Here is a 25,483-nt window from a genome sequence, read left to right as displayed (position 1 = left end):
ATACAGAATGCCGCGGCTCGCCCGGGTTGTCAACCTTCCGATGGCCCCGGCACTGGTGCGGCGTCCGCAATGAGCGCACTCTGGTCCGAGGAAGGCAGGGAATGTCCGCCGAGCAGACCAAGACGACGATCTCGCGGTACTTCGACCTCATGGGCCAAGGCGCCGATTTCTCTGAGTGCTGCGCCCCGGACGTGACGTGGCTCGTCGCCGACACGGGCGAGGTCATAGAGGGTCGCGAACGCGTGCGTGACTACATCGTGGCCCTGCACTCATCGATGGTCGACGCGCGCACCCGGACTCTCGTCGTCGCCGACGACAACGTGTTCCTCGAGGGCGACTGCGCGGCACTTGTCGTGGGAGCCCGCACCCGCTACTGCGTCGCGTACGACATCAGCGGCGAACTCATCACCGCCATGCGCGGCTACGGTATCGACCTCTGACCGGGCCGCACCGCGCCCGACGAGCCCCCGAACGACGAAGCAGGGGATCCTCGTCGAGACGCAGGGCAGCGCCCTGGGGTTCGCCGAGAATCCCCTGCTTCGCGAGGAGAGGCCGGGAGTCAGGCCTTCGAGAGACCGTAGATCGGGCTCTGCGCCTGCTCGGCCTCGTGGTCGGGGCCGAGCGGGATGCCCGTGCGGTCGCGTAGCAGCAGCGTCGCGGCGAGGCCGACGAGCGTCATGCCCGCGAGGTACCACGTGACCGAAAGCGTCGACCCGGTCGCCTGCACGAGCGCCGTCGCGATCGTCGGTGCGAACGCGCCGCCGAGGATCGCGCCGATGGCGTACGAGATCGAGACACCCGAGAAGCGGATGGATGCCGGGAAGAGCTCCGAGTAGAGCGCCGCCTGCGGCCCGTACGTGAAGCCGAGGCCGATCGTGAGGATCGCGAGCCCGAGGAACAGCAGCCACACGTTGCCCGTGTTGACGAGCGGGAACAGGGCGAAGACGCCGACGAGCTGCAGGATCCACCCGATGATGTACGTCGTGCGGCGGCCGAGACGGTCGGAGACGAATCCCGCGGCGAAGGTCGCGAGCAGCCACGTCACGGCCGAGGCGGCGACGGCCCAGAGCACGGGCGTGCGGTCGAGCGCGAGCGGACCCTCGGGGTTCGTCGCGTAGTTCTGGATGTAGCCGCCCGTCGTCATGTAGCCGACGGCGTTGTTGCCCGCGAAGACGAGCGCCGCGATCACCACGAGCAGCAGGTGCTTGCGGAACAGCTGTGCGATCGGCGTGCGCGCCTTCTCCTTGCGCTCCGCGAGCTCGACGAACACGGGGCTCTCCTCGACGCGCCGGCGGATGTACCAGCCGACGAGGATCAGCACGACGCTGAGCAGGAAGGGCACACGCCAGCCCCACGCGAGGAAGGCATCGCCCGGCGCGATCATCGCCATGAGCGCCATCACGCCCGAGGCGAGCAGAAGGCCCAGCGGCACGCCGATCTGCGGCGACGCGCCGAACGCGCCGCGGCGCTTCTTGGGGGCGTGCTCGACGGCCATCAGCACCGCGCCGCCCCACTCGCCGCCGGCCGACAGGCCCTGGAGGATCCGCAGCAGCACGAGGAGGATGGGCGCCGCGATGCCGATCGCCTCATACGTCGGCAGCAGGCCGATGAGCGCCGTCGACAGGCCCATGAGCACGAGCGTCCACATCAGCACGACCTTGCGGCCGTACTTGTCGCCGAAGTGCCCGGCGAGGAAGGCACCCAGGGGACGGAACAGGAAGCTGATGCCGACAGTCGCGAATCCGACGAGGACGCTGTTCGCCCCGAGCGGCGCGAAGAAGAGCTGCCCGAACACGAGGCCGACGGCGGTCGCGTAGATGAAGAAGTCGTACCACTCGACGGTCGTTCCGACGACGGTCGCGAACACGACCCTTCGCCGGTCGGCGCCGGTGGCTATCGTGCCCGTGGGGGTGAACCCCGCGGCTGCTGATGACTGATCGCGTGTGCTCATGTGGATGACTTCCTCGTCGGTCGGCGTCTTCGTCCGGATTTCGATCGGCGTCTTGCCCGATCGTTCACCGATGATATACGATTTCGGATACGACGCCAAGAGCGAGGGAGCTCATGACCACTGACACCGACCCCCGGTTCGCCGGCCTTCCCGGCCGCCCCGGCAAGATCATCGCGGTGCACCTCAGCTACGCCTCGCGCGCCGACCAGCGCGGCCGGCGCCCCGCCGACCCCTCCTATTTCTTCAAGGTGTCGAGCTCTGTCGCGGCATCCGGCGGCACGATCGAACGCCCCGCGGGCACCGAACTGCTCGCCTTCGAGGGCGAGATCGCGCTCGTCATCGGGACGGCCGCCCGCCGCGTGTCGCTCGAAGACGCCTGGCAGCACGTCGGCTGGGTCACGGCGGCCAACGACTTCGGCCTGTACGACCTGCGCGCGAACGACAAGGGCTCGAACGTGCGGTCGAAGGGCGGTGACGGGTTCACCCCGATCGGCCCGGCGCTCATCGACGCGCGTTCGGTCGACCCCGGCGCGCTGCGGCTGCGCACGTGGGTCAACGGCGACCTCGTCCAGCACGACACGACGGCCGGCCTCATCTTCCCGCTCGCCCAGTTCGTCGCCGACCTGTCGCAGCACTTCACGCTCGAGCCGGGCGATGTCATCCTCACGGGCACGCCCGCGGGCTCGTCGGTCGTCGTGCCTCAAGACGTCGTCGAGGTCGAGGTCGATGTGCCCGACGGGCCGTCATCCGGGCGCCTCGTGACGACCGTCATCGACGGGCCCGACGTTGCGTTCGATGGCTCGGTCGGCTCGCTCCCCGCGGTCGACGACGTGCAGCGCGCCGAGGCGTGGGGCTCGCGCGACGCGGCGGGTCTTCCCGAGCCTGCGAAGGCCGGGCTCTCGCCTGAACTGCGCGACAAGCTGGAGCGCACGCCCGTCGCCGGCATCTCCCAGCAGCTGCGCAAGCGCGGCCTGAACAACGTAACGATCGACGGCGTCGCCGCCCTCACCCCGGGAACGAAGATCGTCGGCACCGCCAAGACCCTCCGCTTCGTGCCGAACCGCGAAGACCTGTTCACGTCGCACGGCGGCGGCTACAACGCGCAGAAGCGCGCGTTCGACGCCGTCGGCGAGGGCGAGGTCATCGTCATCGAGGCGCGCGGCGAAGCCGGCTCGGGCACGCTGGGCGACATCCTCGCGATCCGCGCCCACGCTCGCGGTGCGGCCGGGATCGTCACCGACGGCGGGGTTCGGGATGCCGCGGCCGTGGCATCCGTCGGCATCCCTGTCTTCTCGAACGGCGCACACCCCGCCGTGCTCGGTCGCAAGCACGTGCCCTGGGACGTGGACGTGACAATCGGATGCGGCGGCACGACCGTGCAGCCGGGCGACATCATCGTCGGCGACGCCGACGGCGTCATCGTCATCCCGCCCGCCCTCGCCGAGGAGGTCGTCGACGCGGCCCTCGCACAGGAGGACGAGGACGCCTGGATCGCCGACCAGGTCGCGGCGGGGCATCCCGTCGACGGACTGTTCCCCATGAACGCCGAATGGCGCGCTCGCTACGAGTCGGAGAGGGGCGAGCGATGACCATCGACAGCCTCAGCAAGTCGCAGGTGGCCTACGGCTGGATCAAGGAGCGCATCTCCCGCCACGAGTACACACCGGGGTACCGGCTCGTGCTCGGCACGATCGCGGCGCAGCTCGACATGAGCGTCGTGCCGGTGCGCGAGGCCGTGCGCCAGCTCGAGGCCGAGGGGCTCGTGACCTTCGAGCGCAACGTCGGCGCGCGGGTGACGCTCGTCGACGAGTCGGAGTACGTGCACACGATGCAGACGCTCGGTCTCGTCGAAGGGTGCGCGACCTCCCTGTCGGCGCCGCTCCTCACGCCCGACGACCTCGACCGTGCCGCCGAGGTCAACGACCGGATGCTGCACCTGCTCGAGCACTTCGATCCGCACGCGTTCACGCAGCTCAACCAGCAGTTCCACTCGGTGCTCTACGAGCCGTGCCCCAATCCGCACATCCTCGACCTCGTGCACCGCGGCTGGGCGCGCCTGTCGGGCCTGCGCGACACGACGTTCGCGTTCGTCCCCGGCCGCGCGCAGCACTCCGTCGAGGAGCACGCCGAGATCCTCGACCTCATCCGCACCGGCGCCGACCCGCTCGAGATCGAGCTCGCGGCGCGCAACCACCGCTGGCGCACGATGAACGCCTTCCTTGCCGCCAGGCATCCCGATGACACTGCCGTGCGGCACCCCCACGCCGACTCCCACTGACACTTCCCACCAACGACGGAGGAATCCCATGACCGACACCGCCATCCAGACGGCGCGGCGCCACGTGCCGGCCGACCTGCCCACCCGCATCCAGCACTACATCGACGGCGAGTTCGTCGATTCGGCCGACGGCGACACGTTCGACGTGCTCGACCCCGTCTCCAACGAGGTGTACCTGCAGGCCGCCGCGGGCAAGAAGGCCGACATCGACAAGGCCGTCGCGGCCGCGCGGCGCGCGTTCACGGACGGTCCGTGGCCGCGCATGCTGCCCCGCGAGCGGTCCCGCGTGCTGCACCGGATCGCCGACATCGTGGAGTCCCGCGACGCCCGCCTCGCGGAGCTCGAGTCGTTCGACAGCGGTCTGCCCATCACGCAGGCCCTCGGCCAGGCGCGGCGCGCGGCGGAGAACTTCCGGTTCTTCGCGGACCTGATCGTGGCGCAGGCCGACGACACCTACAAGGTGCCGGGCCGGCAGATCAACTACGTCAACCGCAAGCCGATCGGCGTCGCAGGGCTGATCACGCCGTGGAACACGCCGTTCATGCTCGAGTCGTGGAAGCTCGGGCCCGCCCTGGCGACGGGCAACACGGTCGTGCTGAAGCCGGCCGAGTTCACGCCGCTGTCGGCGTCGCTGTGGGCGGGCATCTTCGAGGAGGCGGGACTGCCGAAGGGCGTGTTCAACCTCGTCAACGGACTGGGTGAGGATGCCGGCGACGCGCTGGTGAAGCATCCCGATGTGCCGCTCATCTCGTTCACCGGCGAGAGCTCGACGGGACAGCTGATCTTCGGCAACGCGGCCCCGTTCCTGAAGGGCCTGTCGATGGAGCTGGGCGGCAAGAGCCCGGCGGTCGTGTTCGCCGACGCGGACCTCGACGCCGCCGTCGACGCGACGATCTTCGGCGTCTTCTCCCTCAACGGCGAGCGCTGCACCGCCGGCTCGCGCATCCTCGTCGAGCGCGGCATCTACGACGAGTTCGTCTCGCGTTATGCGGCGCAGGCGGGGCGCGTCAAGGTCGGCTACCCGCACGACCCCGCGACCGAGGTCGGCGCGCTCGTGCACCCGGAGCACTACGACAAGGTCGTGTCGTACATCGAGATCGGCAAGACCGAGGGGCGCCTGGTCGCCGGCGGCGGCCGGCCCGAAGGCTTCGAGACGGGCAACTTCGTCGAGCCGACCGTGTTCGCCGACGTGTCGCCGGATGCGCGGATCTTCCAGGAGGAGATCTTCGGGCCCGTCGTCGCGATCACCCCGTTCGACACCGACGCCGAGGCCCTCGAGCTCGCGAACCACACGAAGTACGGGCTGGCCGCCTACATCTGGACCAACGACCTCAAGCGCGCGCACAACTTCTCGCAGGCCGTCGAGGCCGGCATGGTGTGGCTGAACTCGAACAACGTGCGCGACCTCCGCACCCCGTTCGGCGGCGTCAAGGCCTCCGGCCTCGGACACGAGGGCGGCTACCGGTCCATCGACTTCTACACCGACCAGCAGGCCGTGCACATCACGCTCGGCGAAGTCCACAACCCCACCTTCGGCAAGGCCGGCCCTTCGACAGGCTCAGGGACCGATCCGGCGGCCGACCTCGACGATCCCGACCCCCGCTGACCCTCTCACCGATCTCCGCTAGCAAGGACGCTGACATGACCACCGACAAGACCCTCACCTCTTCCGGCTTCTACGTGAGCCAGGAGGCGCCGATCTTCTCCGACAACCCGATCCCGACGCCCCAGGCGTCCCCACCGGACATCCTGCGCTGCGCGTACATGGAGCTCGTCGTGACCGACCTCGTCGCGTCGCGCGAGTTCTACGTCGACGTGCTCGGCCTGTACGTGACGGAGGAGGACGACCAGGCGATCTACCTCCGCTCCACGGAGGAGTTCATCCACCACAACCTCGTGCTCCGCCAGGGCCCGATCGCCGCCGTCGCCGCGTTCTCCTACCGCGTCCGCACGCCGGAGGATCTGGACAAGGCCGTCGCGTTCTACGAAGAACTGGGATGCCGCATCCAGCGCCGCTCCGAAGGCTTCACGAAGGGCATCGGCGACTCCGTGCGCGTCACCGACCCGCTCGGCTTCCCGTACGAGTTCTTCTACGCCACCGAGCACGTCGAGCGCCTCTCCTGGCGGTACGACCTGCACACCCCCGGCGAGCTCGTCCGTCTCGACCACTTCAACCAGGTCACCCCCGACGTGCCCCGTGCGGTCAACTTCATGCAGTCCCTCGGCTTCCGCGTCACGGAGGACATCCAGGACGAAGAGGGCACCGTCTACGCCGCGTGGATGCGCCGCAAGCCCACCGTGCACGACACCGCCATGACCGGCGGCGACGGCCCCCGCATGCACCACGTCGCGTTCGCCACGCACGAGAAGCACAACATCCTCGCGATCTGCGACAAGCTCGGCGCGCTGCGCCGCTCCGACGCGATCGAGCGCGGCCCCGGCCGCCACGGCGTCAGCAACGCGTTCTACCTCTACCTGCGCGACCCCGACGGGCACCGCGTCGAGATCTACACGCAGGACTACTACACCGGCGACCCCGACAACCCCGTCGTCACGTGGGACGTCCACGACAACCAGCGCCGCGACTGGTGGGGCAACCCCGTCGTGCCGTCCTGGTACACCGAGGCCTCCCTCGTCCTCGACCTCGACGGCAACCCGCAGCCCGTCGTCGCCCGCACCGACAGCTCCGAGATGGCCGTCACGATCGGCGCCGACGGGTTCTCCTACACGCGCCCCGACGACGACGAGATGCCGAGCTGGAAGCTGGGCGAGTACAAGCTCGGCGCCCAGCTGTAGCCAGCGCGGGGCCAGACGCATTGCCGGTCCCTGAGCTTGTCGAAGGGTCGTACCCCTCGACAGGCTCGGGGACCACCCCCGACCGGCTCGGAGACCGTGGCAAAGACAGGAGAAACGGATGCTGACATCCGAGCAGATCGCGCAGATCGCGGCCGAGCTCGCCGAGGCCGACCGCGCGCACGGCGTGATCCCGCGGATCACGGCGCGCTACCCGGAGGCGACGGTCGAGGACTCGTACGCGATCCAGGGGGTCTGGCGCGATCAGAACCTCGCCGCCGGGCGGAAGCTCGTGGGGCGCAAGATCGGCCTCACGTCGAAGGCGATGCAGCAGGCGACGGGCATCACCGAGCCCGACTACGGCGTCATGTTCGACGACACCGTGTACTGCTCCGGCGCCGACATCCCGGTCGCGCATTTCTCGAACGTGCGCATCGAGGTCGAGCTCGCCTTCGTCCTGAAGACGCCGCTGGCGGGCCCCGACTGCACGGTGGAGGACGCCCTCGCCGCGATCGACTACGCCGTGCCTGCCCTGGAGGTGCTCAACTCCCACATCGAACTCGAGGGCCGCACGATCGTCGACACGATCAGCGACAACGCCGCCTACGGCGCGATGGTGCTCGGCACCGTGCACAAGCGCCCCGACGAGATCGACCTGCGCTGGGTTCCCGCTCTGCTGTACAAGAACGGTCAGATCGAGGAGACCGGCGTCGCGGCCGGCGTGCTCGACCACCCCGCGACGGGCGTCGCGTGGCTGGCGAACAAGTTCCACCAGCACGGCGCGCGTCTCGAAGCCGGGGAGATCATCCTGGCAGGGTCGTTCACGAGGCCCATGTGGGTCGCGCAGGGCGACACGGTCCGCTGCGACTACGGACCGATGGGAGTGATCGAATGCCGCTTCGTCTGACCCCCACCTTCCGTGATGCGCTGGGCGAGGCATCCCGCCCCCTCGCGGGGATCTGGGTGTGCTCGGGAAGCGCCCTCGTCGCCGAGATCTGCGCCGGTGCGGGCCTGGACTGGGTGCTCATCGACATGGAGCACGCCCCGAACAGCCTCGAATCGGTCGTCGCGCAGCTGCACGCCGTGTCGGCCTACCCCGTGACGCCGGTCGTGCGGGTGCCGATCGGCGACGTCGTGACGATCAAGCAAGTGCTCGACCTCGGCGCACAGAACCTCCTCGTGCCGATGGTCTCGTCGGCTGCGGATGCCGAGGCCGCCGTCGCCGCCGTGCGCTACCCGCCCCGCGGGACCCGCGGCGTCGGGTCGGCGCTCGCGCGCAGCGCGCGGTGGAACCGCGTCGACGGCTACCTCGCGGGCGCCGACGAGCACGTCTCGCTGTTCGTGCAGATCGAGACCACCGCCGGCGTCGACGAGGCGGCCGCGATCGCGGCGGTCGACGGCGTCGACGGCGTCTTCGTCGGGCCCAGCGACCTCGCCGCGTCGATGGGCGTGCTCGGCGAGCAGACACACCCCGACGTCGTCGCCGCCGTGAAGCACACGTTCGACGCCGTCCGGAAGGCGGGCAAGCCCGTCGGCGTCAACGCCTTCGACCCCGCCGTCGCCGACCGCTACCTCGAGGCGGGCGCGTCCTTCGTGCTCGTCGGCGCCGACGTCGCCCTCCTCGCCCGGGGCTCCGAGGCCCTTGCCGCGCGGTTCACCCTGACCGCCGGCGATTCCCCGCGCGCCTCCTACTGAGCTCTGCCCCGCCGAGGCAAGGGATCTCGCCGAGCCCAGGCATCCCGTCCCCCTGTCTCGACGAGATCCCCCGTCTCGGCGAAGTCGGAACCGGCTCAGACCCAGCCCCGACGGACGGCCTCGGCACCGAGCTGGATGCGCGTCGCGACGCCCGCGCGCTCCATGAGCTCGGCCACTCGCCGTTGCACCGTCCGCACCGAGATGCCGAGCTGCGTCGCGGCCGCGGCATCCGTCAATCCCAGGAGCAGGAGCGAGAGCAGATCCGTGTCGACGGGGTCGTCGGCCCGCTCCTGCAGCACTCCACGTGAGGCGAGGAGCGTGGGAGCGGACTTCCACGCCTCCTCGAACATCGCCATGACGAGGTCGAGCAGCCCGCTCGGGTGGATCAGCAGGCCGCCCGCGACGCGGCGCTCTCCGCGCGAGTACATCGGGATGAGCGCGTGCGACTCGTCGGCGACGAACAGCCGCGTCGGCAGGCTCGGGAGCACCCGCACCTCCTCGCCGAGGGGCTCGAGCTCGCGCACGGCGTCGATGTAGCCGGGCCGGTCGAGCACCCCCGACTCGACGAGCACGCGGTAGCGCACGCCGCGAGCGAGCGCCCGGTCCTCCTCGACGTTGTCGGCGCCCGACATGATCGCGACGTCCTCCAGCACGAAGGCCCGCACCTGCCGCTCGGCGGACGCCTGCAGCTGGCCGAGCCGCTGCGCGACGGCCTCGGGGCCGAAGACGACCTCGACGACATCGGGAGCGGCGCGCTGCGCGGCGCCCTCGCGATACAGCTCGCTCAGATGCACGAGGGCCTGATGCCCCGCGGCGAGCTGCCGTTCGCGCTCGCGGAGGATCGGCAGCATCGCGACGGCGGGAGGGGATGCCACGATCCGGTCGGGCGACGACGCGAGACGCGCGATGAGCCCCAGCTCTTCCAGATCGTCGATGACCCGACGCGCCGTACGCACCGAGATCGAGGCCTCGCTCGCAATGCCGGCCATGTCGGACGACGGCTGCGCGAGCAGCATGCGATAGACCGCCGAATGGTCGTCGCTCAGGCCGAGCGCTTCCAGCATGATGACCTCCGTGCGGCGATTGGCGGATCGACGCCATGGCGCTTCTCCGCCACCACACTAGACGCCTCCTCGGCGACAGTGGGAGGGACGCTTCACGAGAGGTCGCTCCCCCATGTCACAGCACGACAGTTCCCCCCTGCGCCGACTGCGCGCCGTCGCCGCGATCGGCGCGGCCGCCGTCGCCCTCGCCACGATCGGCGCCGCGGCACCCGCGACGGCATCCCCGCCCGCGCCGCCCGGCGCGACTCCCCCGAATGCCGAGCACACCGTGACGCTCATCACGGGCGATCGCGTGCACGTCACGACCCTCGCGGGCGGCAAGCAGGTCGTCGACGTCGACACCGTCACTCCGGGCGCCGGCTATCGCACGCTCACAGTCGACGGCGACCTGATCGTGCTGCCGGACGGCGTCGAGCGGTACGTCGCGGCGGACGTCGTCGACCGCGACCTGTTCAACGTGAGCCGTCTCATCGAGTTCGGCTACGACGACGCGCACGTCGACGCGACGCCCGTCATCCTCGAGCTCGCCTCCGGCCCGTCGACGTTCAGCGCGCCTGTCCCCGGCATGGAACTCGGCGTCCCGCTCGAGAGCATCGGCGGCGCGGCAGCGAAGGCGGAGCACGAGGATGCCGCAGCCACGTGGGCCGCGCTGACGAGCGGCCCGACCGCGTTCGACGCCGGCGGTGCGAGCCTCGGCGGCGGGGTCGAGGCGATCCACCTCGACGGCAAGGTGAAGGCGATGCTCGACTCGAGCGTGCCGTGGATCCACGCGCCCGAGGCGTGGGCCGAAGGCTACACGGGAGCGGGCGTCACCGTCGCCGTGCTCGACACGGGCTACGACGACACACACCCGGACCTCGCGGGCCGCGTGCTTCCCGAATCGACGAGCTTCGTGCCCGACGAGGACGTCGCGTGGGACCCCAACGGTCACGGCACGCACGTCGCCTCGACCATCGCCGGCACGGGCGCCGCGAGCGGCGGCGCACACCATGGCGTCGCCGACGGCGCCGACCTGCTCGTCGGCAAGATCCTCGACCAGACCGGCGAGGGCCAGGACTCGTGGGTCATCGCCGGCATGGAGTGGGGGGCGCAGCACGCCCCCATCGTCTCGATGAGCATCGGCTCGATGACGCCGTCCGACGGCGACGACATCATGGACACCGCACTCGACGAGATCGCAGAGGCGACGGGCACGCTGTTCGTCGTCGCGGCCGGCAACTACGGAGCGCCCGAGACGATCGGATCGCCCGGAGCAGCCCGCGAAGCCCTCACCGTGGGATCGGTCGACGACCCGAGCGGCGAGATGTCGTGGTTCACGAGCCAGGGCCCGCTGACCCTCTCCGGTGCGATGAAGCCCGACATCGCCGGTCCCGGCAACGACGTCACCGCGGCACGGTCTGCCGACTCACCCGGCGAGGGAGACTACATCGCGATGAGCGGCACGTCGATGGCGACGCCGCACGTCTCGGGTGCGGCGGCGATCGTCAAGCAGCGGCATCCCGAGTACACGGCAGAGCAGCTGCGGGCTGCGCTCGTCAGCTCCGCGACCGACCTCGGGCTCACGCCGTACCAGGCGGGCACCGGCGCGGTGAACGTCGCGGCCGCCGTCGACGCGCAGGTCGTGGCATCCGGCTCCGGCGACTTCGGCCTCGTGTCGTGGGGGGCGGACCTCGCATCCATCGCGCGCACCGTCTCCTACACGAACCGGGGCGACGCCGAGGTCACGGTCGACCTCGCGACGACGCTCCACGACACGACGTTCCAGGGCTCCGGCGACGATCAGGCGAGCGCGCTGTCGCTCGACACGCCGTCGCTGACGATCCCGGCGGGCGAGTCGCGCTCCGTGACCGTGACGGCCGACCCGAGCGCCGTCGCCGCGGGCACGCAGAACACCGGCGCCCTGGTCGCGTCGGTGGGCGGCTCGCCCGTCGCCCGCACGGCGCTGGGCCTCATCCGCGAGTCCGAGCGCTACGACCTCACCCTCACGGCGACGGGGTTCCAGGGCGAGCCGATCGACGCGCAGGTCGCGATCTTCAACACCGATGACGGCGGGTTCGACCTGGTCGCGGTCTCCGGCGAGCGCACCCTCCGCCTCCCGAAGGGGCACTGGTCGGTCTCGACGTTCGCGGAGATCCCGCGAACGGCCGATGCCCTCGCCGCCGTCTTCCTCGGCGACCCCGAGGTCGTGCTCGACAAGGCCAGGACGGTCGCCCTCGACGCGCGCACCGCGAAGCAGGTGTCGGTCGATGTCGGCACGAAGAACCTCGAGCAGCTCGTGCGCCGCATGGACATGTCGGTCGCCGGCTTCGAGAACGGGATGCTGGTGCCCACCGTCGTCGACGAGCTGTGGGCGCATCCGCAGAAGGCGTCGAACGCAGCGGAGTTCGACTTCTCAACCCGGTGGCGGCTCGTGCACGAACGACTCTCCGTCGCGGTCGGCACCTCGAAGCTCGACACGATCCCTCAGGCCGGCTCCGCACCGCTCGACGGAAAGCTCAAGGCGCCCGTCGTCGCCGTCGGCGCCGGAAGCGCCCAGGACTTCGCGAACGCGAAGGTGACGGGCAAGATCGCGTTCGCGACGGCGTCGGCCGAGCTCACGCCCATGCAGCTCGCGGCGAACGCCGCGGATGCGGGCGCGGCCATGCTCATCGTCGCGAACAGCGCCGACGGGGAGTTCAGCTCGTGGGTCGGCCGCGACGATTACCTCACGAACGTCCCGATCCCGGTCGCCGGCATCAGCGGCGTCGAGGGTCGGGCGCTCGCGAAGCTTCTTGCGAAGCACCCGGAGAATGCGCAGGCCCACGGTGAGCCCTACTCCAGCGAAGTGTGGGACCTCTCCCGCTATGCGAAGGACTCCATGCCGAGCGACCTCGCCTACCGTCCGGGCAAGCTCGCGCGCGTCGACACGACGTTCTACGGCGACAAGGGCGATGTCGTCGGAGAGCTGCGCTGGGACCTCAAGCCGACCGGAAAGTACGGGTTCGGACTCGCGGTGGGCACGCAGCGCGGCATGCAGCGCACCGACTGGGTCGATCCCTCGGTCGGGTGGTACCAGGAGGCCTTCACCGTCGACGGAAACTGGGAGATCCGCGACATCCCGCGCACCTACACGGCCGGGCAGCGCTCGACGGCGGAGTTCTTCCGGCCGATCGTCCGGCCCTTCGTCGCCGAGGGCTACTACGCCCCCGCGCGCTACAGCTCGAGCCTCGCGATCAACCTCCCGAGCTGGGCGGACGGCGGCGACGTGCACCACACCGGCTCGATGCTCGAGATCTATGAGCCCGAACCGCGCGCGACGGTCACGACCGGCCTGTACCTCGACGGCGTCCTCGTGAAGTCCGTGCCGTTCTCCGACGTCAACTACTGGGAGACGCCGGACGGATCGAGCGACGTGCGGGTCGTGCAGACCGCGACCCACGACGGGACGATCCTGCCGTCGTCGACGAAGACGGTCAGCGAGTGGGCCTTCACGACGACGGGCACGGCCGACGACTGGTCGAACCGGTTCCTGCCGATGCTCCAGGCCTCCTACGACATCGACCTCGACGCATCGGGCCGGGCCGGAGTCGACCGGAAGAAGGGCGCGTCCGTGCCGCTCTCCCTCGAGGTCGGTCACGTCGCAGGCGCCGTGGGCAGCGCGGCCGTCAAGAAGACGACGCTCGAGCTCCGCACGACGGGCGGGCAGTGGGTCGGCGTGCCGCTCACGCTCGAGTCGCGCGACACCTCCGGCCCGGGCGATACCCCCGAGGGCATCTTCGCCCAGGGCCGCGCGTACGTCGCGACCTACTCGGCGCAGCTGAAAGCCCCCGACGCCGGCGCGTGGATCGACCTGCGGGTCACGAGCGCCGACGAAGCCGGCAACACCTTCACGCAGGAGATCGACCGCGCCGTCGAGATCGCACCGGCGCGGGGCGTCAAGCCAGGCCACTGACTCCGGTCGGCCCCGCGCGGCACAGATTCACCCCCCGGAATCGCCGCGCCCCCGCCTCGCGGGGCCGACCGGCTCTCTGTCCGCAGCCGCCCTGTCAAGCACCCCCGTCCGATCGGCGGGCCGTGACATCGTGGACGGCATGAAGAGGGATGTCTCCGCGCGCATCGTCCTGAACGTCACCGAACCCGCCGACCTCGTCTTCGCGATCTCGGCCGCCGCCGAGTACGACGCCGAGCAACGCTTCACCGCCACGCTCGACGGCGCCGCCATAGAGCCGCGCGAGCTCGCCGACGCGCACGGCACCGGGCTCCACCGGATCGAGGCGGGCACAGGGCAGCTCGTCGTCGAGTACGCGGCGTCGATCGCGGGGCAGACGGCTCCGGCCGGTGCGAGCGAGACCGACCTCCTCGTCTACGGCCGGCCGAGCCGCTACGCGGAGTCCGACGCCCTCATGCCCACCGCCGTCGCCGAGTTCGCGGGAATCACACAGCCCGCCGAGCTCCTCGCCGCCGTGTCGTCGTGGGTCGGCACCCGCCTGGCCTACGTCTCAGGCTCGTCACTCCCGACCGACGGCGCCGTGCGTACGCTGCTCGCCCGGCAGGGAGTGTGCCGCGACTACTCGCACCTGTCGGTCGCCCTGCTGCGCGCGCTCGGCATCCCGGCGCGGCTCGTCGCCGTCTATGCCCCCGGCCTCTCGCCGATGGACTTCCACGCCGTCGCCGAGGCGTGGGTCGGCGACGGCTGGCACGCTGTCGACGCGACGACGCTCGCTCCGCGGCAGACCCTCGTGCGCATCGCGACGGGACGGGATGCCGCCGACACGGCGTTCCTCAACGTGCTGTCCGGCCGCACCGATCTCGTCGAGGTCACCGTGACGGCCATCGTCGACGAGCTCCCGGCCGACGACGTCACGCAGCTCGTGTCGATCACCTGAGTGCAATGTTGTAAACCTGTTGACATCATAGGTTGTCAACAGGTTTACTACTCGTGTGGCCGACCGCATCACCGTCACCCTGCACCACCTCGTCTCCCTCATGGACTCCTACGCCGACGAGATGCTGCGGGGCGCCCACGGAGTCAGCTTCAGCCAGTTCCAGTTCCTGTCCGCCGTCGCCGAGCTGCAGCCCGTCGACATCACGACACTCGCCCGCTGCCTCTTCGTCACGAAGGCCGCCGTCAGCAAGCGGGTGCCGTCGCTCGTCGCCGACGGCTGGATCGTCGCAGCCGACGATCCCCACCACGGCCGCCGCGTGCTGCTCACCCTCACGCCCCGCGCGCTGCAGCTCGTCATCACGGCCGGCGGCGGGCTCGACGACCAGTTCACCGAGCTGTTCGCCGATCCGCGACTGGGCGCCGAGGGCATCGACGTCGCACGCCTCAACCACCAGCTCGAAACCCTCATCGAACTCGTCACAGAAAAGGGAATCCCGCAATGACCCCTCGCATCCTCGTCATCGTCGGCACGCCGATCGCCGGCAGCCTCAACCACGCCCTCGCCGCGTCGTACATCGACGCCGCGCGCGACAGAGGCGCCGATGTGCGCGTCGTCGATCTCGCGAACGACCCGATCCCGGGGCATCCCACGAACCGCGATGAGCTGCGCATGCCGCGCACGGACGCCGACGTGCAGCTCGACCCCGACATCGCCGCCTACATCGAGGATGTGCGGTGGGCCGACCACCTCGTCTTCTTCCACCCGCAGTGGTGGGGCACCTACCCCGCGGCGCTCAAGGCGTTCATCGACCGCGTCTTCCTCCTGGGCTTCTCCTACGACCGGCGCCCCAGGACGGCTCTCGCCGAGAAGCTCCTCGCAGGCCGCACGGCGCGCCTGGTCATGACGATGGACACTCCGAACTTCTGGAACCGCCTCGTCTACCGCAACGCGGCCGGGACGAGCCTCAAGCAGGCGATCCTCGCTTACTGCGGCGTGAAGACGACCGGAATGACACGGTTCACCTCGGTGCGCTTCAGCGAGGACGAGCAGCGCGCGGGCTGGATCGCCGACACGGCGAAGCTCGGACGACGGGATGCCGCAGCATCCGTGTCCCGCGACCGCGAAGCCGTCACAGCCTGACGGCACCGCTCTCCGGCCGCGCGTATGGCCGCGCGGCCGGGGACATGCGACGCTGGACGCATGAAGACCTGGATCGTCCGATTCGCGACGCTTTACGTGTTCAACCTCGTCGTGCTGCTCGTGATCGACCTGCTGGTCGCGGGCGTCTCGGTGGGCTGGGGCGTGCTGTGGGCCGGCGTCATCCTGACAGCGGCGACCATCTGGCTCAAACCCCTCATCCAGAAGTGGTTCGCGGGCATGGCGGCGAAGTCGTCGTCGCAGCGCACGAAGGCCGGTGAGACCCTCGTCAAGGTCGGGCTCGTCTTCCTCGTCGAACTCGTCGTCTGGGTGCTCGTCGTCATGCTCTCCGGCGTGCACGTGTACAACTGGTTCCTCGGATACCTGCTGCCGCCTCTGTTCCTCCTCGCCGCCTGGTGGATCTACTCCACGATCGACGACCGGCTCGAGGCGCGGGCCGGGCAGCTGTACGACAGGGCGACAGGCGCGCGAAGCGTGGCAGGTCCTGCCCCGACGTCGACGCCGGAGGCCCGCGCTGCGAAGGAGGAGCTGCAGGACGGTCTCACCCCCGAGCAGCGGCGCATGCTCGACGAGCTCGGCAACGGCTGAGTGTCGATCGGGGCGGGGCTCGATCGTCATCACGGTGTCGCAACCGAATCGGAAGGATGACACCATGCGCTACACGCTCCTGCTCCACTATCCCGAGATGAACTCCGACGAGCTGAGCCCCGAGGCGATCGCCGACGCGATGCGCGAGTTCGACGTCTACGCGAAGGCGCTGCAGGCGGCGGGCGTGCTCGACACCGCCGAAGTGCTCCAGCCGTCGCAGGTGACGACGACCCTCACGGCGCCCGACGGCACACTGCGCGTGCAGGACGGGCCGTTCGCCGACACGAAGGAGCAGCTGGGAGGCACCTTCGTCATCGAGGTCGCCGACCTCGACGAGGCCATCTCATGGGCCGGCAAGGCGCCCTCCCTCGCGTGGGGTGCGATCGAGATCCGGCCGACCGCCGTCCGCTTCGTCGACGGCGAATGGACCGCGTCGGAGTGAGGGATGCCGCGAGCCCGCGGGCGGTCGCCGAGCGCGCCGCCCGCGACTCGTACAGCCGCCTCCTCGCCCTCGTCGCCGCATCGACGCACGACATCGCGCTCGCCGAAGACGCCCTGTCCGACGCGTTCGAGCGTGCCCTGGCGACGTGGCCGGGCGGCGGCATCCCGAGCAATCCCGACGCCTGGCTGCTGACCGTGGCCCGCAATCGACTCCGCGACGAGCTGCGCTCCGCGGCGCACCGCACCCGTGTCCCGCTCGACGACGCGCTCGCGGACCGGCTCTCCGACGAGACGGATGCCGCGACCGCCATGCTGCGGCGCGACGAGATCCCCGACAAGCGCCTCGAGCTGCTGTTCGCCTGCGCTCATCCGGCGATCGATCCCGGCATCCGTCCTCCCCTCATGCTTCAGACCGTTCTCGGCTTCGACGCGGCGCAGGTCGCCCGCGTGTTCGGGGTCGAGCCCGCCACGATGGCGCAGCGGCTCGTGCGGGCCAAGCGCCGCATCCGGGATGCCGGAATCCCCTTCGCGGTGCCCTCGCGGGCCGACCTGCCCGAGCGGCTGCCCGCCGTGCTCGAGGCGATCTACGGCGCGTACGCGATCGACTGGCTCGACCAGGGCGATGCCGTGCGCGAGTCGATCGCCGACGAGGCGCGCTGGCTCGCCGTGCTCGTCGCAAGCCTCCTGCCCGACGAGCCCGAGGCGTGGGGACTCGCCGCCCTGCTGACCTTCGCCCAGTCCCGGGCCGCCGTCCGCGCGACGTCTCCCTGGCCGCCGCTGGACGAGCAGGATCCGCGGGAATGGGATGCCGGTCTCATCGCCGAGGGCCGCGCTCTGCTCGCGCGCGCCTCGGCGCTCGGGCGGCCCCTCGGCCGGTTCCAGATCGAGGCGGCGATCCAGGCCGTGCACTGCGAGCGGGCCCGGACGGGTGCGCTCGACGTCGACGCGCTCGTGACGCTGTACCGCGGGCTCGTCGCGATCGCCCCCACCGACGGCGCCCGCGCCGCCCTCGCCGCCGCCGAGGCCCGCCTCCACTGACGGTCCGGCGTGCAACGCCAGGATGACCTCTGCGGCCATAGCCCGTGCTGTCACCGAGAGCCCGTGTTGCACCCGGGTTGCAACGGGGGCGCTCGGCGAGAGCACGGGATACGAACGCCAGGCGCATGCGCCCGGTCCTCCGACTGCACCTCGGGTCCCCGAGCTTGTCGAGGGGTCGAGCCCGAACCACCTGAGGAACCGAGTGCCGCGGCATCCGGCACCGCGTAACAAACCGACGCGCGGCGGCGAGCCACGGGCCCGTTCGAGAAGATGGGGGCACGCCGCACAGCACGGCGTCGCACCCGACCCCTGGAGGCCCTCATGTCGCGCTCCGTCCTGCGAACCGCCCTCGTCGCCTCGAGCATCGCCGTCGCACTCGTCCTCGCGGGCTGCGCCTCGGGCTCCGGCGACTCGCCGTCCGCATCGTCCGACGACGCGGGTTGGGTCACGCCCGGCAAGATCACGATCGCGACCGGCGAGCCGGCGTACTACCCGTGGGTCATCGACGACAAACCCGAGGGCGGGGAGGGCTTCGAGGCGGCCGTCGCCTACGCCGTCGCCGACCAGCTCGGCTTCGCGAAGGACGACGTCGTGTGGGTGCGTACGACCTTCGACGAGGCGATCGCACCCGGGCCGAAGGACTTCGACTTCAACCTGCAGCAGTTCTCGATCACCGATGAGCGCAAGCAATCGGTCGACTTCAGCTCGCCGTACTACGAGACGACGCAGGTCGTCGTGACGACGGGTTCGTCGCCCGCGGCCGACGCGACATCGATCGCCGATCTCAAGGACCTCCTCATCGGCGCCCAGACCGGCACGACGAGCTTCACCGCGATCGAGGACTCGATCAAGCCGACCCAGGGCGCGCAGGCGTTCAACAGCAACGACGACGCGAAGCTCGCACTCGAGAACGGGCAGATCGATGCACTCGTCGTCGACCTGCCGACGGCGTTCTACATCGCGGGAGCTGAGCTCACCGACGGCAAGCTCGTCGGACAGCTCCCGAACCCCGCGGGTACGACGGGCGACCAGCTCGGCCTCGTGCTCGCGAAGGGCTCGCCTCTCACCGCCAAGGTCACCGCCGCCGTCGACGCCCTGCGCGACGACGGCACGCTCGACGAGCTCGCCACGACCTGGCTCGGCGGCGACGACACCGCCCCGCTCCTCAAGTGAGATCGGCGCCTCTCGACGCAGAAGAGAGGCGCCGATCGCCCTCGGCTAGCCTGGCCCGATGACACTCGCCCCGCCCACGGACCCGGCGGTGCGCCCGGTCAGCGCGATCGAGCTCGAGCGGCGCGCGTTCCGCAAGCGCCAGGGTGCGAAGTCGGTCGTCATCAGCGTCGTCTCGACCCTCGTGCTGGCCGCCGTCGTGTGGCTCACGATCGTCAACACCCCCGGGTGGGCGGCCGTCAAGGAGATGTTCTTCGACTGGGACGTCGCCGTCGCGTCGTTCCCGCGCATCTGGCAGGGGTTCCTGCTCAACCTCCAGGTGCTCGCGATCTCGGCCGTGTTCGTCCTGATCTTCGGCCTCCTGATCGCGACGCTCCGCACGCTCCGCGGCCCGGTCTGGCTTCCGCTGCGCGCTCTCGCGGCGGGCTACACCGACCTGTTCCGCGGGCTGCCGCTCATCATCGTGCTCTACCTCGTTGGATTCGGCATCCCCGGACTCGGCCTCATCCCCGTGCGGCTTCCGTACGCGTTCTGGGGCGTCGTGGCGCTCACCCTGACGTACTCGGCCTACGTCGCCGAGGTCTTCCGCGCGGGGATCGAGGCGGTGCATCCGTCTCAGCGGCAGGCGGCGCGGTCGCTCGGACTCAGCCACGCCAAGACGATGCGCCTCGTCGTCGTGCCGCAGGCGATCCGCAAGGTGACGCCGGCCCTCATGAACGACTTCGTCTCGCTGCAGAAGGACGTCGGGCTGATCTCGATCCTGGGAGCGGTGGATGCCGTGCGTGCGGCGCAGATCGAGACGGCGAAGTTCTTCGACTTCACGCCGTACGTCGTGGCGGGACTGCTGTTCGTGCTGCTGGCGATCCCGACGATCCGGCTCACCGATTGGTATACGGCACGCGTGCGCGCCCGCGAGCAGATCGGCGGCATCGTATGAGCGCCGTGCTGCGCCTCGAAGAGGTGTGGAAGTCGTTCGACGACCACGAGGTGCTGCGCGGCATCGACCTCGGGGTCGACGAGGGCCAGGTCGTGGCGCTCATCGGCGCGAGCGGATCGGGCAAGTCGACGCTCCTGCGCACGGTCAACCTGCTCGAGCCGATCGACGACGGCCGCATCCTGCTGCGCGACGAGGACATCAGCGATCCCCGCGTCGACCCCGACGCCGTCCGCGCCCGCATCGGCGTCGTGTTCCAGCAGTACAACCTCTTCCCGCACCTGACGGTGCTCGGCAACATCACTCTCGCGCTGCGCCACGTGCACCGGATGTCGAAGAGGGAATCGGATGCCGCGGCCGTCGCCCTGCTCGAACGCGTGGCGCTCGCCGACAAGGCGAAGGCGCATCCCGACCGCCTGTCGGGCGGTCAGCAGCAGCGCGTCGCGATCGCCCGCGCCATCGCGACCTCGCCCGATCTGCTGCTCCTCGACGAGATCACCTCGGCTCTCGACCCCGAGCTCGTCGGCGAGGTGCTCGACCTCGTGCGCTCGCTCGCCGACGACGGGATGACGATCGTCATGGCGACGCACGAGATGGCCTTCGCACGCGACGTCGCCGATCGTGTGGTGTTCCTCGACGCGGGACGCATCCTCGAGCAGGGTGCGCCAGCCGAGGTCTTCGGCGCCCCGCGCGAGGAGCGCACGCGTGCGTTCCTGGCGCGCTTCACGGCGTGACCTCGCACGCGGGCGCGGGCGCTGTTCGACCGAAATCCTGAGTGTTTGTCGTGGATAGCATCCGCGGCACTTCCGACGTCTTGCGTGCGGTGCAGGCGAGGTTCACAGTTGGCGCTGGGGGTTCTGGGCCCCGTCAGCCGTGCGGTGGTCCATGTTCCGGGGGATACATCTATCCGCGCTCTGAAAAGGACATGCCATGGTCCACTCGCCTGATGACCTGAACCCGGAATCGGCAGACGAACGAGCCGCCGACGCGAATGAAGAGCCTGAGATCGGGCCGGAAATCGGGCCCGAGATAGGCCCAGAAGTCGGCCCGGAAATCGGCCCCGAAGTGGGCCCGGAGATCGGACCAGAAATCGGACCCGAAGTGGGACCCGAGATCGGACCGGAAGTCGGACCCGAGATAGGCCCCGAAGTCGGACCCGAGATCGGACCGGAAATCGGCCCCGAAGTGGGACCCGAGATCGGACCCGAGGTCGGCCCCGAAATCGGACCCGAGATCGGACCAGAAATCGGACCCGAAATCGGACCCGAGGTCGGCCCCGAAGTGGGCCCGGAGATCGGACCGGAAATCGGCCCCGAGGTCGGCCCGGAAGTCGGACCCGAGATCGGACCAGAGGTCGGCCCAGAAATCGGACCCGAGGTCGGCCCCGAAGTAGGCCCGGAGGTCGGACCCGAGATCGGACCAGAGGTCGGCCCAGAAATCGGACCCGAGGTCGGCCCCGAAGTAGGCCCGGAGGTCGGACCCGAGATCGGACCAGAGGTCGGCCCAGAAATCGGACCCGAGGTCGGCCCCGAAGTAGGCCCGGAGGTCGGACCCGAGATCGGACCAGAGGTCGGCCCAGAGATCGGACCCGAGGTCGGCCCCGAGGTCGGCCCCGAAGTCGGACCAGAGGTCGGCCCCGAAGTGGGCCCGGAAATCGGCCCCGAGATTGGTCCGGAGGTCGGACCCGAGATCGGACCGGAAATCGGACCCGAGATCGGCCCCGAAGTGGGCCCGGAGATCGGACCGGAAATCGGACCCGAGATCGGACCCGAAGTGGGCCCGGAGATCGGACCGGAAATCGGACCCGAGGTCGGACCCGAAGTGGGCCCGGAGATCGGACCGGAAATCGGACCCGAGATCGGACCCGAAGTGGGCCCGGAGATCGGACCGGAAATCGGACCCGAGATCGGACCGGAAACCGGACCCGAGACCGGCCCCGAGACCGGACCGGAAACGGGCCCAGAAACCGGACCCGAGACCGGCCCCGAGACCGGCCCAGAAACCGGACCGGAAACGGGCCCAGAAACCGGACCAGAAACCGGCCCCGAGACCGGCCCGGAAACGGGACCAGAGACCGGCCCCGAGACAGGATTCGAGATCAGCGGCGAGATCCAGTTCGAGATCCTCCACGAGATCCAGGAGGAGGTCGAGGTCGAGATCCTCCACGAGATCCAGACCGAGATCCAAGAGGAGATCTTCCGTGAAGGCGGACCTGGTGGACTCCGTGTCGATAATCCCGAACTGCCCGGCCGCATCGCCGAGCCGCGGGAACCGGAAGAACCCGGCGGACTCTAGGCCGGGAGCATGGACCTCCGGAACATCGCCGACGGCGTCGGGCGGTGACAGTGAGCGACGCCGCCGGCAGGCGCGCCGACCTGCTGTCAGCCCTTCGTCGTGACGGCATCCTGTACGCGGACGAGAGCACTCGGATCGTCGGCCGTGCTGGTGAGCGGGCATCGTGGATGCTCTACTGCTGGCCGCTCACCACGACGGCCGACGGGGCCGCGCTCATCGGCGACGTGCTCGTCGACGCCCTCGCGGGGTTCGAGGCGACCCAGATCGCCGCCTACGGCTTCGGTGCGATGCCGCTCATGTCGGCGTGCGTGCTGCGAGGCGGCGGTCGCTACACGGGCCTCGCCGTGCGCCCCGAGGCCAAGAAGCACGGCACCGGGCGGCGCATCGACGGCGCCGGCGACAAGGGCCGCAAGGTCGTGCTCGTCGACGACTCGATCAGCTCGGGGATCTCGTTCACGAAGGGGGCCGCGGCCCTCGAGAGCCAGGGGTACGAGGTCGAAGGGGCGGTGTGCCTCGTCGACTTCTCGCGGCGGGGCGGTGCCGAGCGCGCGAGGGCCCGCGGCTATCGTCTGAAGACGGTGTTCGACATCTGGGATGACCTCGAGATGCCGCGCACGGATCGCCCGCCGTTGTACCTCCGCTGCCTCCCCGACCGATGGTCCGACCAAGCGGTCCCGGACGGCCTGCATCCCGCTGACGTCGCGCGGCTCGTCGCCGAGCACCTCGTCGACACGGGCGAGGTGCTCCGACCACCTCGCGACTTCGCCGAGCCGGAGCAGGGGCCCGGCGGGGTCTGGGTCAGCTTTCGCAGGATCGCCGACGACAAGCGCCTCGGGCGCGAAGGGTTCTGGCATTTCGATGCGCGGGATGCCGACCCGCAGCGCGACGTCGTCATCGCCACCGCTCGCACCGTGAAGGTGCTCGGGCCGACGCTCACGCGCGAGGGTCTCGCGCAGCTCAAGCTGTGCGTCACATTCTTCTCCGAGCTCGAGCAGATCGAACCCCGCGACCTGGACTTCTCGCGCTACGGCATCGTCGCGCGCAGCGCGCTCATTCCGGCGAAGATGGGCGGCGCGCTGCCGAACACGCAGCTCTACACGAGCTCCGTGGAACAGTACCGGCACGCGCGGGTGCGCAACGCGAAGATCGGCAGCTACGAGCCGCACACACTGTTCCGCCACGAAGTCTTCAAGCGCCCCGAGCCCGGGCAGACATGGCCGGCCTACGGCGAGGACCAGCGGCTGACGGATGCCTGGACCCACGTTCCAGGTCTCGGCGAGCAGCTCACCCGCCGTGTTCGGGACGTGATCGCCGCCCACGAAGCGGGGTCCGAGCCGGCCGGCACCGCGCTCCCCGACGACCTGGTGGACCCGTCGGTGACCAGCGTCGCGGTGTCGCTCTACTCACGCGGACTCATCGGCTGCTCCGTGAGCGGCCGAGGCACTCTCGACGAGCTCGTCGTCGGCGCAGCGCGCTGGGCCCTGGCAGACCGGCGGTTCGCCGACCGGCGGGCGCAGTCTCACGGAGTCGACACCGTCGTCGTCACATTGCTGCACGACCGCGAGTTGCACGGTCACGTGAGCATCGACCACATCGCGTGGAAGATGCGCGCGGGCAGGGACGCCCTCATGGTGCGCGAGGGCCCGCGATGGGCCGTGTTCCTCGAGTCCGTACTGAGCCACTTCGACATCGGCAAGACGCAGGTGGCCACCGATCTTCTCGCCAAGGCAGGGATCACCGGCGGGAGCCCGGCGTGGTCGACGTACAAGGCGACGTCGTGGGCGACGACAGCTGAACGGACGTATCCCCTGGAGTTCGGTGGCCGCCGCCGAGACGGCTCGGGTCGGGTGAGCGGCGACGACCTCGAGGCGATCGTGACCCACCTGCTCGGGCGGCTCGACGGCGCGGGGTGGCCCGCGTACGAGATCTCCGCCAAGAACGCGACGTTCCTGCGCACGGGCACGGCCGCCCGATGCCTGCACGCCTTGGCGGCGCTCGCCACGGCGGGCACGTACGCGGGCCGCGAGGAGTGGAGCGACGCCGCCCGTCCCGGGGTGCGCTTCGCCCTCGACCACCTGGACGACGATCACGTGCTGATGCTTCCGGGCCACGCGGGTGGTCCGACCGCCGACGCGATGCTGCTCTCCGCGGCCGCCGCTGCGCTCCCCCTCGATGAAGTCGTCGAGCGAGCGGCGCCGATCGCCGATCGGCTCGCAAGCTGGATCGAACCGGACGGAATGCTCCTCGGCCCCGGCACAGTCCGGGCCACGGCCGAGCAGGACTATCTGCCCGGCATCGCGCTGCTGGCTCTGGCCGAGTACGCCCTGGCGACGAGACGGGACGTGCCCGTCGACTGGGGCGCCGCGCTGAGGTTCTACCGGCGCCGCTTCGCGGAGGTGCACCCGTGGGGTCTCGCGGGCTGGCACGGCCAGCTCTGGCCCGTCGTCGCGACGCTGACCGGCGACGACACGTATGCCGCGTTCGCCGCGACGCTCGGTGACTGGATGTGCGAGCGCCAGCTGCGCGTCGACGGCAGCTTCCTCACCGACGTCGAGCCGGCGGGACCAGGGCTCTACACCGGGTTCCTCGCCGAAGGCCTCGCGGGAGCCTGGCGGTCCGCCGCGGAGGGCGGCGACGCGCTGCGGTTCGCCGAGGGATGGCGCGCCGCGATGGGGTTCCTCGACCGCTTGATCGTGCGGCCGGATGACGCCTACTGGGCGCCACGTCCCGACTTCATCGTCGGTGGTATCCGGAATCAGCCGGCTCGTTATGGGATGCGGGTCGACGCGACCAGCCATGCCCTGAAGGCCCTGGTCGGCGGGCTCGTCGCAGAGCAGGCGACGCAACCCGCCGATGCTGTCACGGCGTGACGCGGTCGGCGGCTCGGGTGGCGCGGACGAAGACCCAGATCACGCCGCCCACCGCGGCGACGATCGTCACCCAGTAGATCGCAGGGGCGAACAGGCCGAGGATGCTGGCGATGAGGGCGACGACGAAAGCCACCGCCGCGGGCACGACCGACACGGCGTGACCGGCGCGCCACGCGGCATCGCTGCGCTCCAGCGCCGGGAGCTTGACGCCGAACCAGCGGTTGCGGCGAAGGCTCCCACGCGCGGCCGCGACGCATGTCAGCAGGAGCACGAGCAGGAGTCCGGTGAAGACCCACGCGAGGATCGGGAGGACCATTCGATTGCACCTCCTGCGCCGCCGAGA

General features: G+C 70.3%; 22 protein-coding genes. 19 read left to right on the top strand and 3 right to left on the bottom strand.

The window, feature by feature from the left end:
• Positions 1-101: 101 nt before the first annotated feature.
• A complete protein-coding gene (locus tag ACH3VR_RS09655) occupies positions 102-440 on the top strand; it encodes a nuclear transport factor 2 family protein (protein WP_396640574.1) in 339 nt (112 codons plus the stop codon).
• 119 nt (positions 441-559) lie between these two features.
• Here the strand turns inward: ACH3VR_RS09655 and ACH3VR_RS09650 are convergent, their stop codons facing one another.
• Positions 560-1,951 (bottom strand): MFS transporter, encoded by a 1,392-nt coding sequence (locus ACH3VR_RS09650; RefSeq protein ID WP_396640573.1) that lies wholly within the window; start codon positions 1,949-1,951, stop codon positions 560-562.
• 113 nt (positions 1,952-2,064) lie between these two features.
• On the opposite strand from ACH3VR_RS09650, the gene ACH3VR_RS09645 reads away from it, so the two are divergent.
• From ACH3VR_RS09645 to ACH3VR_RS09620, 6 genes are all read left to right on the top strand, one after another.
• Entirely contained in the window at positions 2,065-3,540 is a 1,476-nt protein-coding gene (locus tag ACH3VR_RS09645; RefSeq protein ID WP_396640572.1) for a fumarylacetoacetate hydrolase family protein, read from the top strand.
• Positions 3,537-4,229 carry a GntR family transcriptional regulator gene (locus ACH3VR_RS09640; protein ID WP_396640571.1) on the top strand — a complete coding sequence of 231 codons (693 nt, stop codon included), beginning with the start codon at positions 3,537-3,539 and terminating at the stop codon, positions 4,227-4,229. Before ACH3VR_RS09645 ends, ACH3VR_RS09640 begins: the two co-directional genes overlap by 4 nt.
• 28 nt (positions 4,230-4,257) lie before the next feature.
• On the top strand, positions 4,258-5,835 hold the full coding sequence (hpaE, locus tag ACH3VR_RS09635) for a 5-carboxymethyl-2-hydroxymuconate semialdehyde dehydrogenase (protein ID WP_396640570.1): 1,578 nt from the start codon (positions 4,258-4,260) through the stop codon (positions 5,833-5,835).
• Positions 5,836-5,870: 35 nt separating this feature from the next.
• Positions 5,871-7,025, top strand: coding sequence for a 3,4-dihydroxyphenylacetate 2,3-dioxygenase (gene hpaD / locus ACH3VR_RS09630; RefSeq protein WP_396640569.1), 1,155 nt, complete (start codon positions 5,871-5,873; stop codon positions 7,023-7,025).
• Positions 7,026-7,143: 118 nt separating this feature from the next.
• On the top strand, positions 7,144-7,929 hold the full coding sequence (locus tag ACH3VR_RS09625) for a fumarylacetoacetate hydrolase family protein (protein ID WP_396640568.1): 786 nt from the start codon (positions 7,144-7,146) through the stop codon (positions 7,927-7,929).
• On the top strand, positions 7,914-8,717 hold the full coding sequence (locus ACH3VR_RS09620; RefSeq protein ID WP_396640567.1) for an HpcH/HpaI aldolase family protein: 804 nt from the start codon (positions 7,914-7,916) through the stop codon (positions 8,715-8,717). The genes ACH3VR_RS09625 and ACH3VR_RS09620 overlap by 16 nt, the downstream gene beginning before the upstream one ends.
• 95 nt (positions 8,718-8,812) lie before the next feature.
• Here the strand turns inward: ACH3VR_RS09620 and ACH3VR_RS09615 are convergent, their stop codons facing one another.
• The gene (locus ACH3VR_RS09615; protein ID WP_396640566.1) at positions 8,813-9,781 is read right to left on the bottom strand and encodes a helix-turn-helix domain-containing protein; all 969 of its coding nucleotides are present in this window, start codon (positions 9,779-9,781) and stop codon (positions 8,813-8,815) included.
• Between the two features lie 112 nt (positions 9,782-9,893).
• Here ACH3VR_RS09615 and ACH3VR_RS09610 point away from each other — a divergent pair, with 112 nt between their 5' ends.
• The 12 genes from ACH3VR_RS09610 to ACH3VR_RS09555 all read left to right on the top strand — a co-directional run bounded on the left by ACH3VR_RS09610 (position 9,894) and on the right by ACH3VR_RS09555 (position 25,140).
• A complete protein-coding gene (locus ACH3VR_RS09610) occupies positions 9,894-13,712 on the top strand; it encodes a S8 family serine peptidase (RefSeq protein WP_396640565.1) in 3,819 nt (1,272 codons plus the stop codon).
• A gap of 139 nt (positions 13,713-13,851) precedes the next feature.
• The gene (locus tag ACH3VR_RS09605; RefSeq protein WP_396640564.1) at positions 13,852-14,646 is read left to right on the top strand and encodes a transglutaminase-like domain-containing protein; all 795 of its coding nucleotides are present in this window, start codon (positions 13,852-13,854) and stop codon (positions 14,644-14,646) included.
• 55 nt (positions 14,647-14,701) lie between these two features.
• On the top strand, positions 14,702-15,148 hold the full coding sequence (locus ACH3VR_RS09600) for a MarR family winged helix-turn-helix transcriptional regulator (RefSeq protein WP_396640563.1): 447 nt from the start codon (positions 14,702-14,704) through the stop codon (positions 15,146-15,148).
• Entirely contained in the window at positions 15,145-15,786 is a 642-nt protein-coding gene (locus ACH3VR_RS09595; protein WP_396640562.1) for an NAD(P)H-dependent oxidoreductase, read from the top strand. Before ACH3VR_RS09600 ends, ACH3VR_RS09595 begins: the two co-directional genes overlap by 4 nt.
• Positions 15,787-15,846: 60 nt before the next feature.
• Positions 15,847-16,392, top strand: coding sequence for a hypothetical protein (locus ACH3VR_RS09590; RefSeq protein ID WP_396640561.1), 546 nt, complete (start codon positions 15,847-15,849; stop codon positions 16,390-16,392).
• Between the two features lie 64 nt (positions 16,393-16,456).
• Positions 16,457-16,834, top strand: a complete 378-nt coding sequence (locus ACH3VR_RS09585; RefSeq protein WP_396640560.1) for a YciI family protein — start codon at positions 16,457-16,459, stop codon at positions 16,832-16,834.
• On the top strand, positions 16,816-17,871 hold the full coding sequence (locus ACH3VR_RS09580) for an RNA polymerase sigma factor (RefSeq protein WP_396640559.1): 1,056 nt from the start codon (positions 16,816-16,818) through the stop codon (positions 17,869-17,871). Before ACH3VR_RS09585 ends, ACH3VR_RS09580 begins: the two co-directional genes overlap by 19 nt.
• A gap of 321 nt (positions 17,872-18,192) precedes the next feature.
• Positions 18,193-19,044, top strand: coding sequence for an ABC transporter substrate-binding protein (locus ACH3VR_RS09575; RefSeq protein WP_396640558.1), 852 nt, complete (start codon positions 18,193-18,195; stop codon positions 19,042-19,044).
• A gap of 58 nt (positions 19,045-19,102) precedes the next feature.
• Positions 19,103-19,978, top strand: a complete 876-nt coding sequence (locus ACH3VR_RS09570; RefSeq protein ID WP_396640557.1) for an amino acid ABC transporter permease — start codon at positions 19,103-19,105, stop codon at positions 19,976-19,978.
• Positions 19,975-20,709, top strand: coding sequence for an amino acid ABC transporter ATP-binding protein (locus tag ACH3VR_RS09565; RefSeq protein ID WP_396640556.1), 735 nt, complete (start codon positions 19,975-19,977; stop codon positions 20,707-20,709). Before ACH3VR_RS09570 ends, ACH3VR_RS09565 begins: the two co-directional genes overlap by 4 nt.
• Before the next feature lie 196 nt (positions 20,710-20,905).
• Entirely contained in the window at positions 20,906-22,270 is a 1,365-nt protein-coding gene (locus ACH3VR_RS09560; protein ID WP_396640555.1) for a hypothetical protein, read from the top strand.
• Between the two features lie 50 nt (positions 22,271-22,320).
• Entirely contained in the window at positions 22,321-25,140 is a 2,820-nt protein-coding gene (locus ACH3VR_RS09555; RefSeq protein ID WP_396640554.1) for a hypothetical protein, read from the top strand.
• On the opposite strand, the gene ACH3VR_RS09550 is transcribed toward ACH3VR_RS09555, so the two are convergent.
• Entirely contained in the window at positions 25,130-25,456 is a 327-nt protein-coding gene (locus ACH3VR_RS09550) for an SdpI family protein (RefSeq protein WP_396640553.1), read from the bottom strand. The two genes, ACH3VR_RS09555 and ACH3VR_RS09550, sit on opposite strands and share 11 nt — an antisense overlap.
• Between the last annotated feature and the right edge of the window lie 27 nt (positions 25,457-25,483).

The organism is Microbacterium alkaliflavum (assembly GCF_044325405.1).
GTDB classification, from domain to species: Bacteria; Actinomycetota; Actinomycetes; order Actinomycetales; family Microbacteriaceae; genus Microbacterium; species Microbacterium alkaliflavum.
Note: the sequence above shows the minus strand (reverse complement) of the source record. Positions and strands in the feature narration are given on the sequence as shown.

Bases quoted from the DNA above. Each gene is read 5' to 3' on its own strand.
- ACH3VR_RS09610 (WP_396640565.1), top strand. From the start codon at position 9,894: ATGTCACAGCACGACAGTTCCCCCCTGCGCCGACTGCGCGCCGTCGCC.
- ACH3VR_RS09625 (WP_396640568.1), top strand. From the start codon at position 7,144: ATGCTGACATCCGAGCAGATCGCGCAGATCGCGGCCGAGCTCGCCGAG.
- ACH3VR_RS09590 (WP_396640561.1), top strand. From the start codon at position 15,847: ATGAAGACCTGGATCGTCCGATTCGCGACGCTTTACGTGTTCAACCTC.
- ACH3VR_RS09565 (WP_396640556.1), top strand. From the start codon at position 19,975: ATGAGCGCCGTGCTGCGCCTCGAAGAGGTGTGGAAGTCGTTCGACGAC.
- ACH3VR_RS09550 (WP_396640553.1), bottom strand. From the start codon at position 25,456: ATGGTCCTCCCGATCCTCGCGTGGGTCTTCACCGGACTCCTGCTCGTG.
- ACH3VR_RS09570 (WP_396640557.1), top strand. From the start codon at position 19,103: ATGACACTCGCCCCGCCCACGGACCCGGCGGTGCGCCCGGTCAGCGCG.
- ACH3VR_RS09650 (WP_396640573.1), bottom strand. From the start codon at position 1,951: ATGAGCACACGCGATCAGTCATCAGCAGCCGCGGGGTTCACCCCCACG.
- ACH3VR_RS09595 (WP_396640562.1), top strand. From the start codon at position 15,145: ATGACCCCTCGCATCCTCGTCATCGTCGGCACGCCGATCGCCGGCAGC.
- ACH3VR_RS09580 (WP_396640559.1), top strand. From the start codon at position 16,816: ATGGACCGCGTCGGAGTGAGGGATGCCGCGAGCCCGCGGGCGGTCGCC.
- ACH3VR_RS09620 (WP_396640567.1), top strand. From the start codon at position 7,914: ATGCCGCTTCGTCTGACCCCCACCTTCCGTGATGCGCTGGGCGAGGCA.
- ACH3VR_RS09605 (WP_396640564.1), top strand. From the start codon at position 13,852: ATGAAGAGGGATGTCTCCGCGCGCATCGTCCTGAACGTCACCGAACCC.
- hpaD (WP_396640569.1), top strand. From the start codon at position 5,871: ATGACCACCGACAAGACCCTCACCTCTTCCGGCTTCTACGTGAGCCAG.
- ACH3VR_RS09575 (WP_396640558.1), top strand. From the start codon at position 18,193: ATGTCGCGCTCCGTCCTGCGAACCGCCCTCGTCGCCTCGAGCATCGCC.
- ACH3VR_RS09615 (WP_396640566.1), bottom strand. From the start codon at position 9,781: ATGCTGGAAGCGCTCGGCCTGAGCGACGACCATTCGGCGGTCTATCGC.
- ACH3VR_RS09645 (WP_396640572.1), top strand. From the start codon at position 2,065: ATGACCACTGACACCGACCCCCGGTTCGCCGGCCTTCCCGGCCGCCCC.
- ACH3VR_RS09655 (WP_396640574.1), top strand. From the start codon at position 102: ATGTCCGCCGAGCAGACCAAGACGACGATCTCGCGGTACTTCGACCTC.
- hpaE (WP_396640570.1), top strand. From the start codon at position 4,258: ATGACCGACACCGCCATCCAGACGGCGCGGCGCCACGTGCCGGCCGAC.
- ACH3VR_RS09585 (WP_396640560.1), top strand. From the start codon at position 16,457: ATGCGCTACACGCTCCTGCTCCACTATCCCGAGATGAACTCCGACGAG.
- ACH3VR_RS09560 (WP_396640555.1), top strand. From the start codon at position 20,906: ATGGTCCACTCGCCTGATGACCTGAACCCGGAATCGGCAGACGAACGA.
- ACH3VR_RS09640 (WP_396640571.1), top strand. From the start codon at position 3,537: ATGACCATCGACAGCCTCAGCAAGTCGCAGGTGGCCTACGGCTGGATC.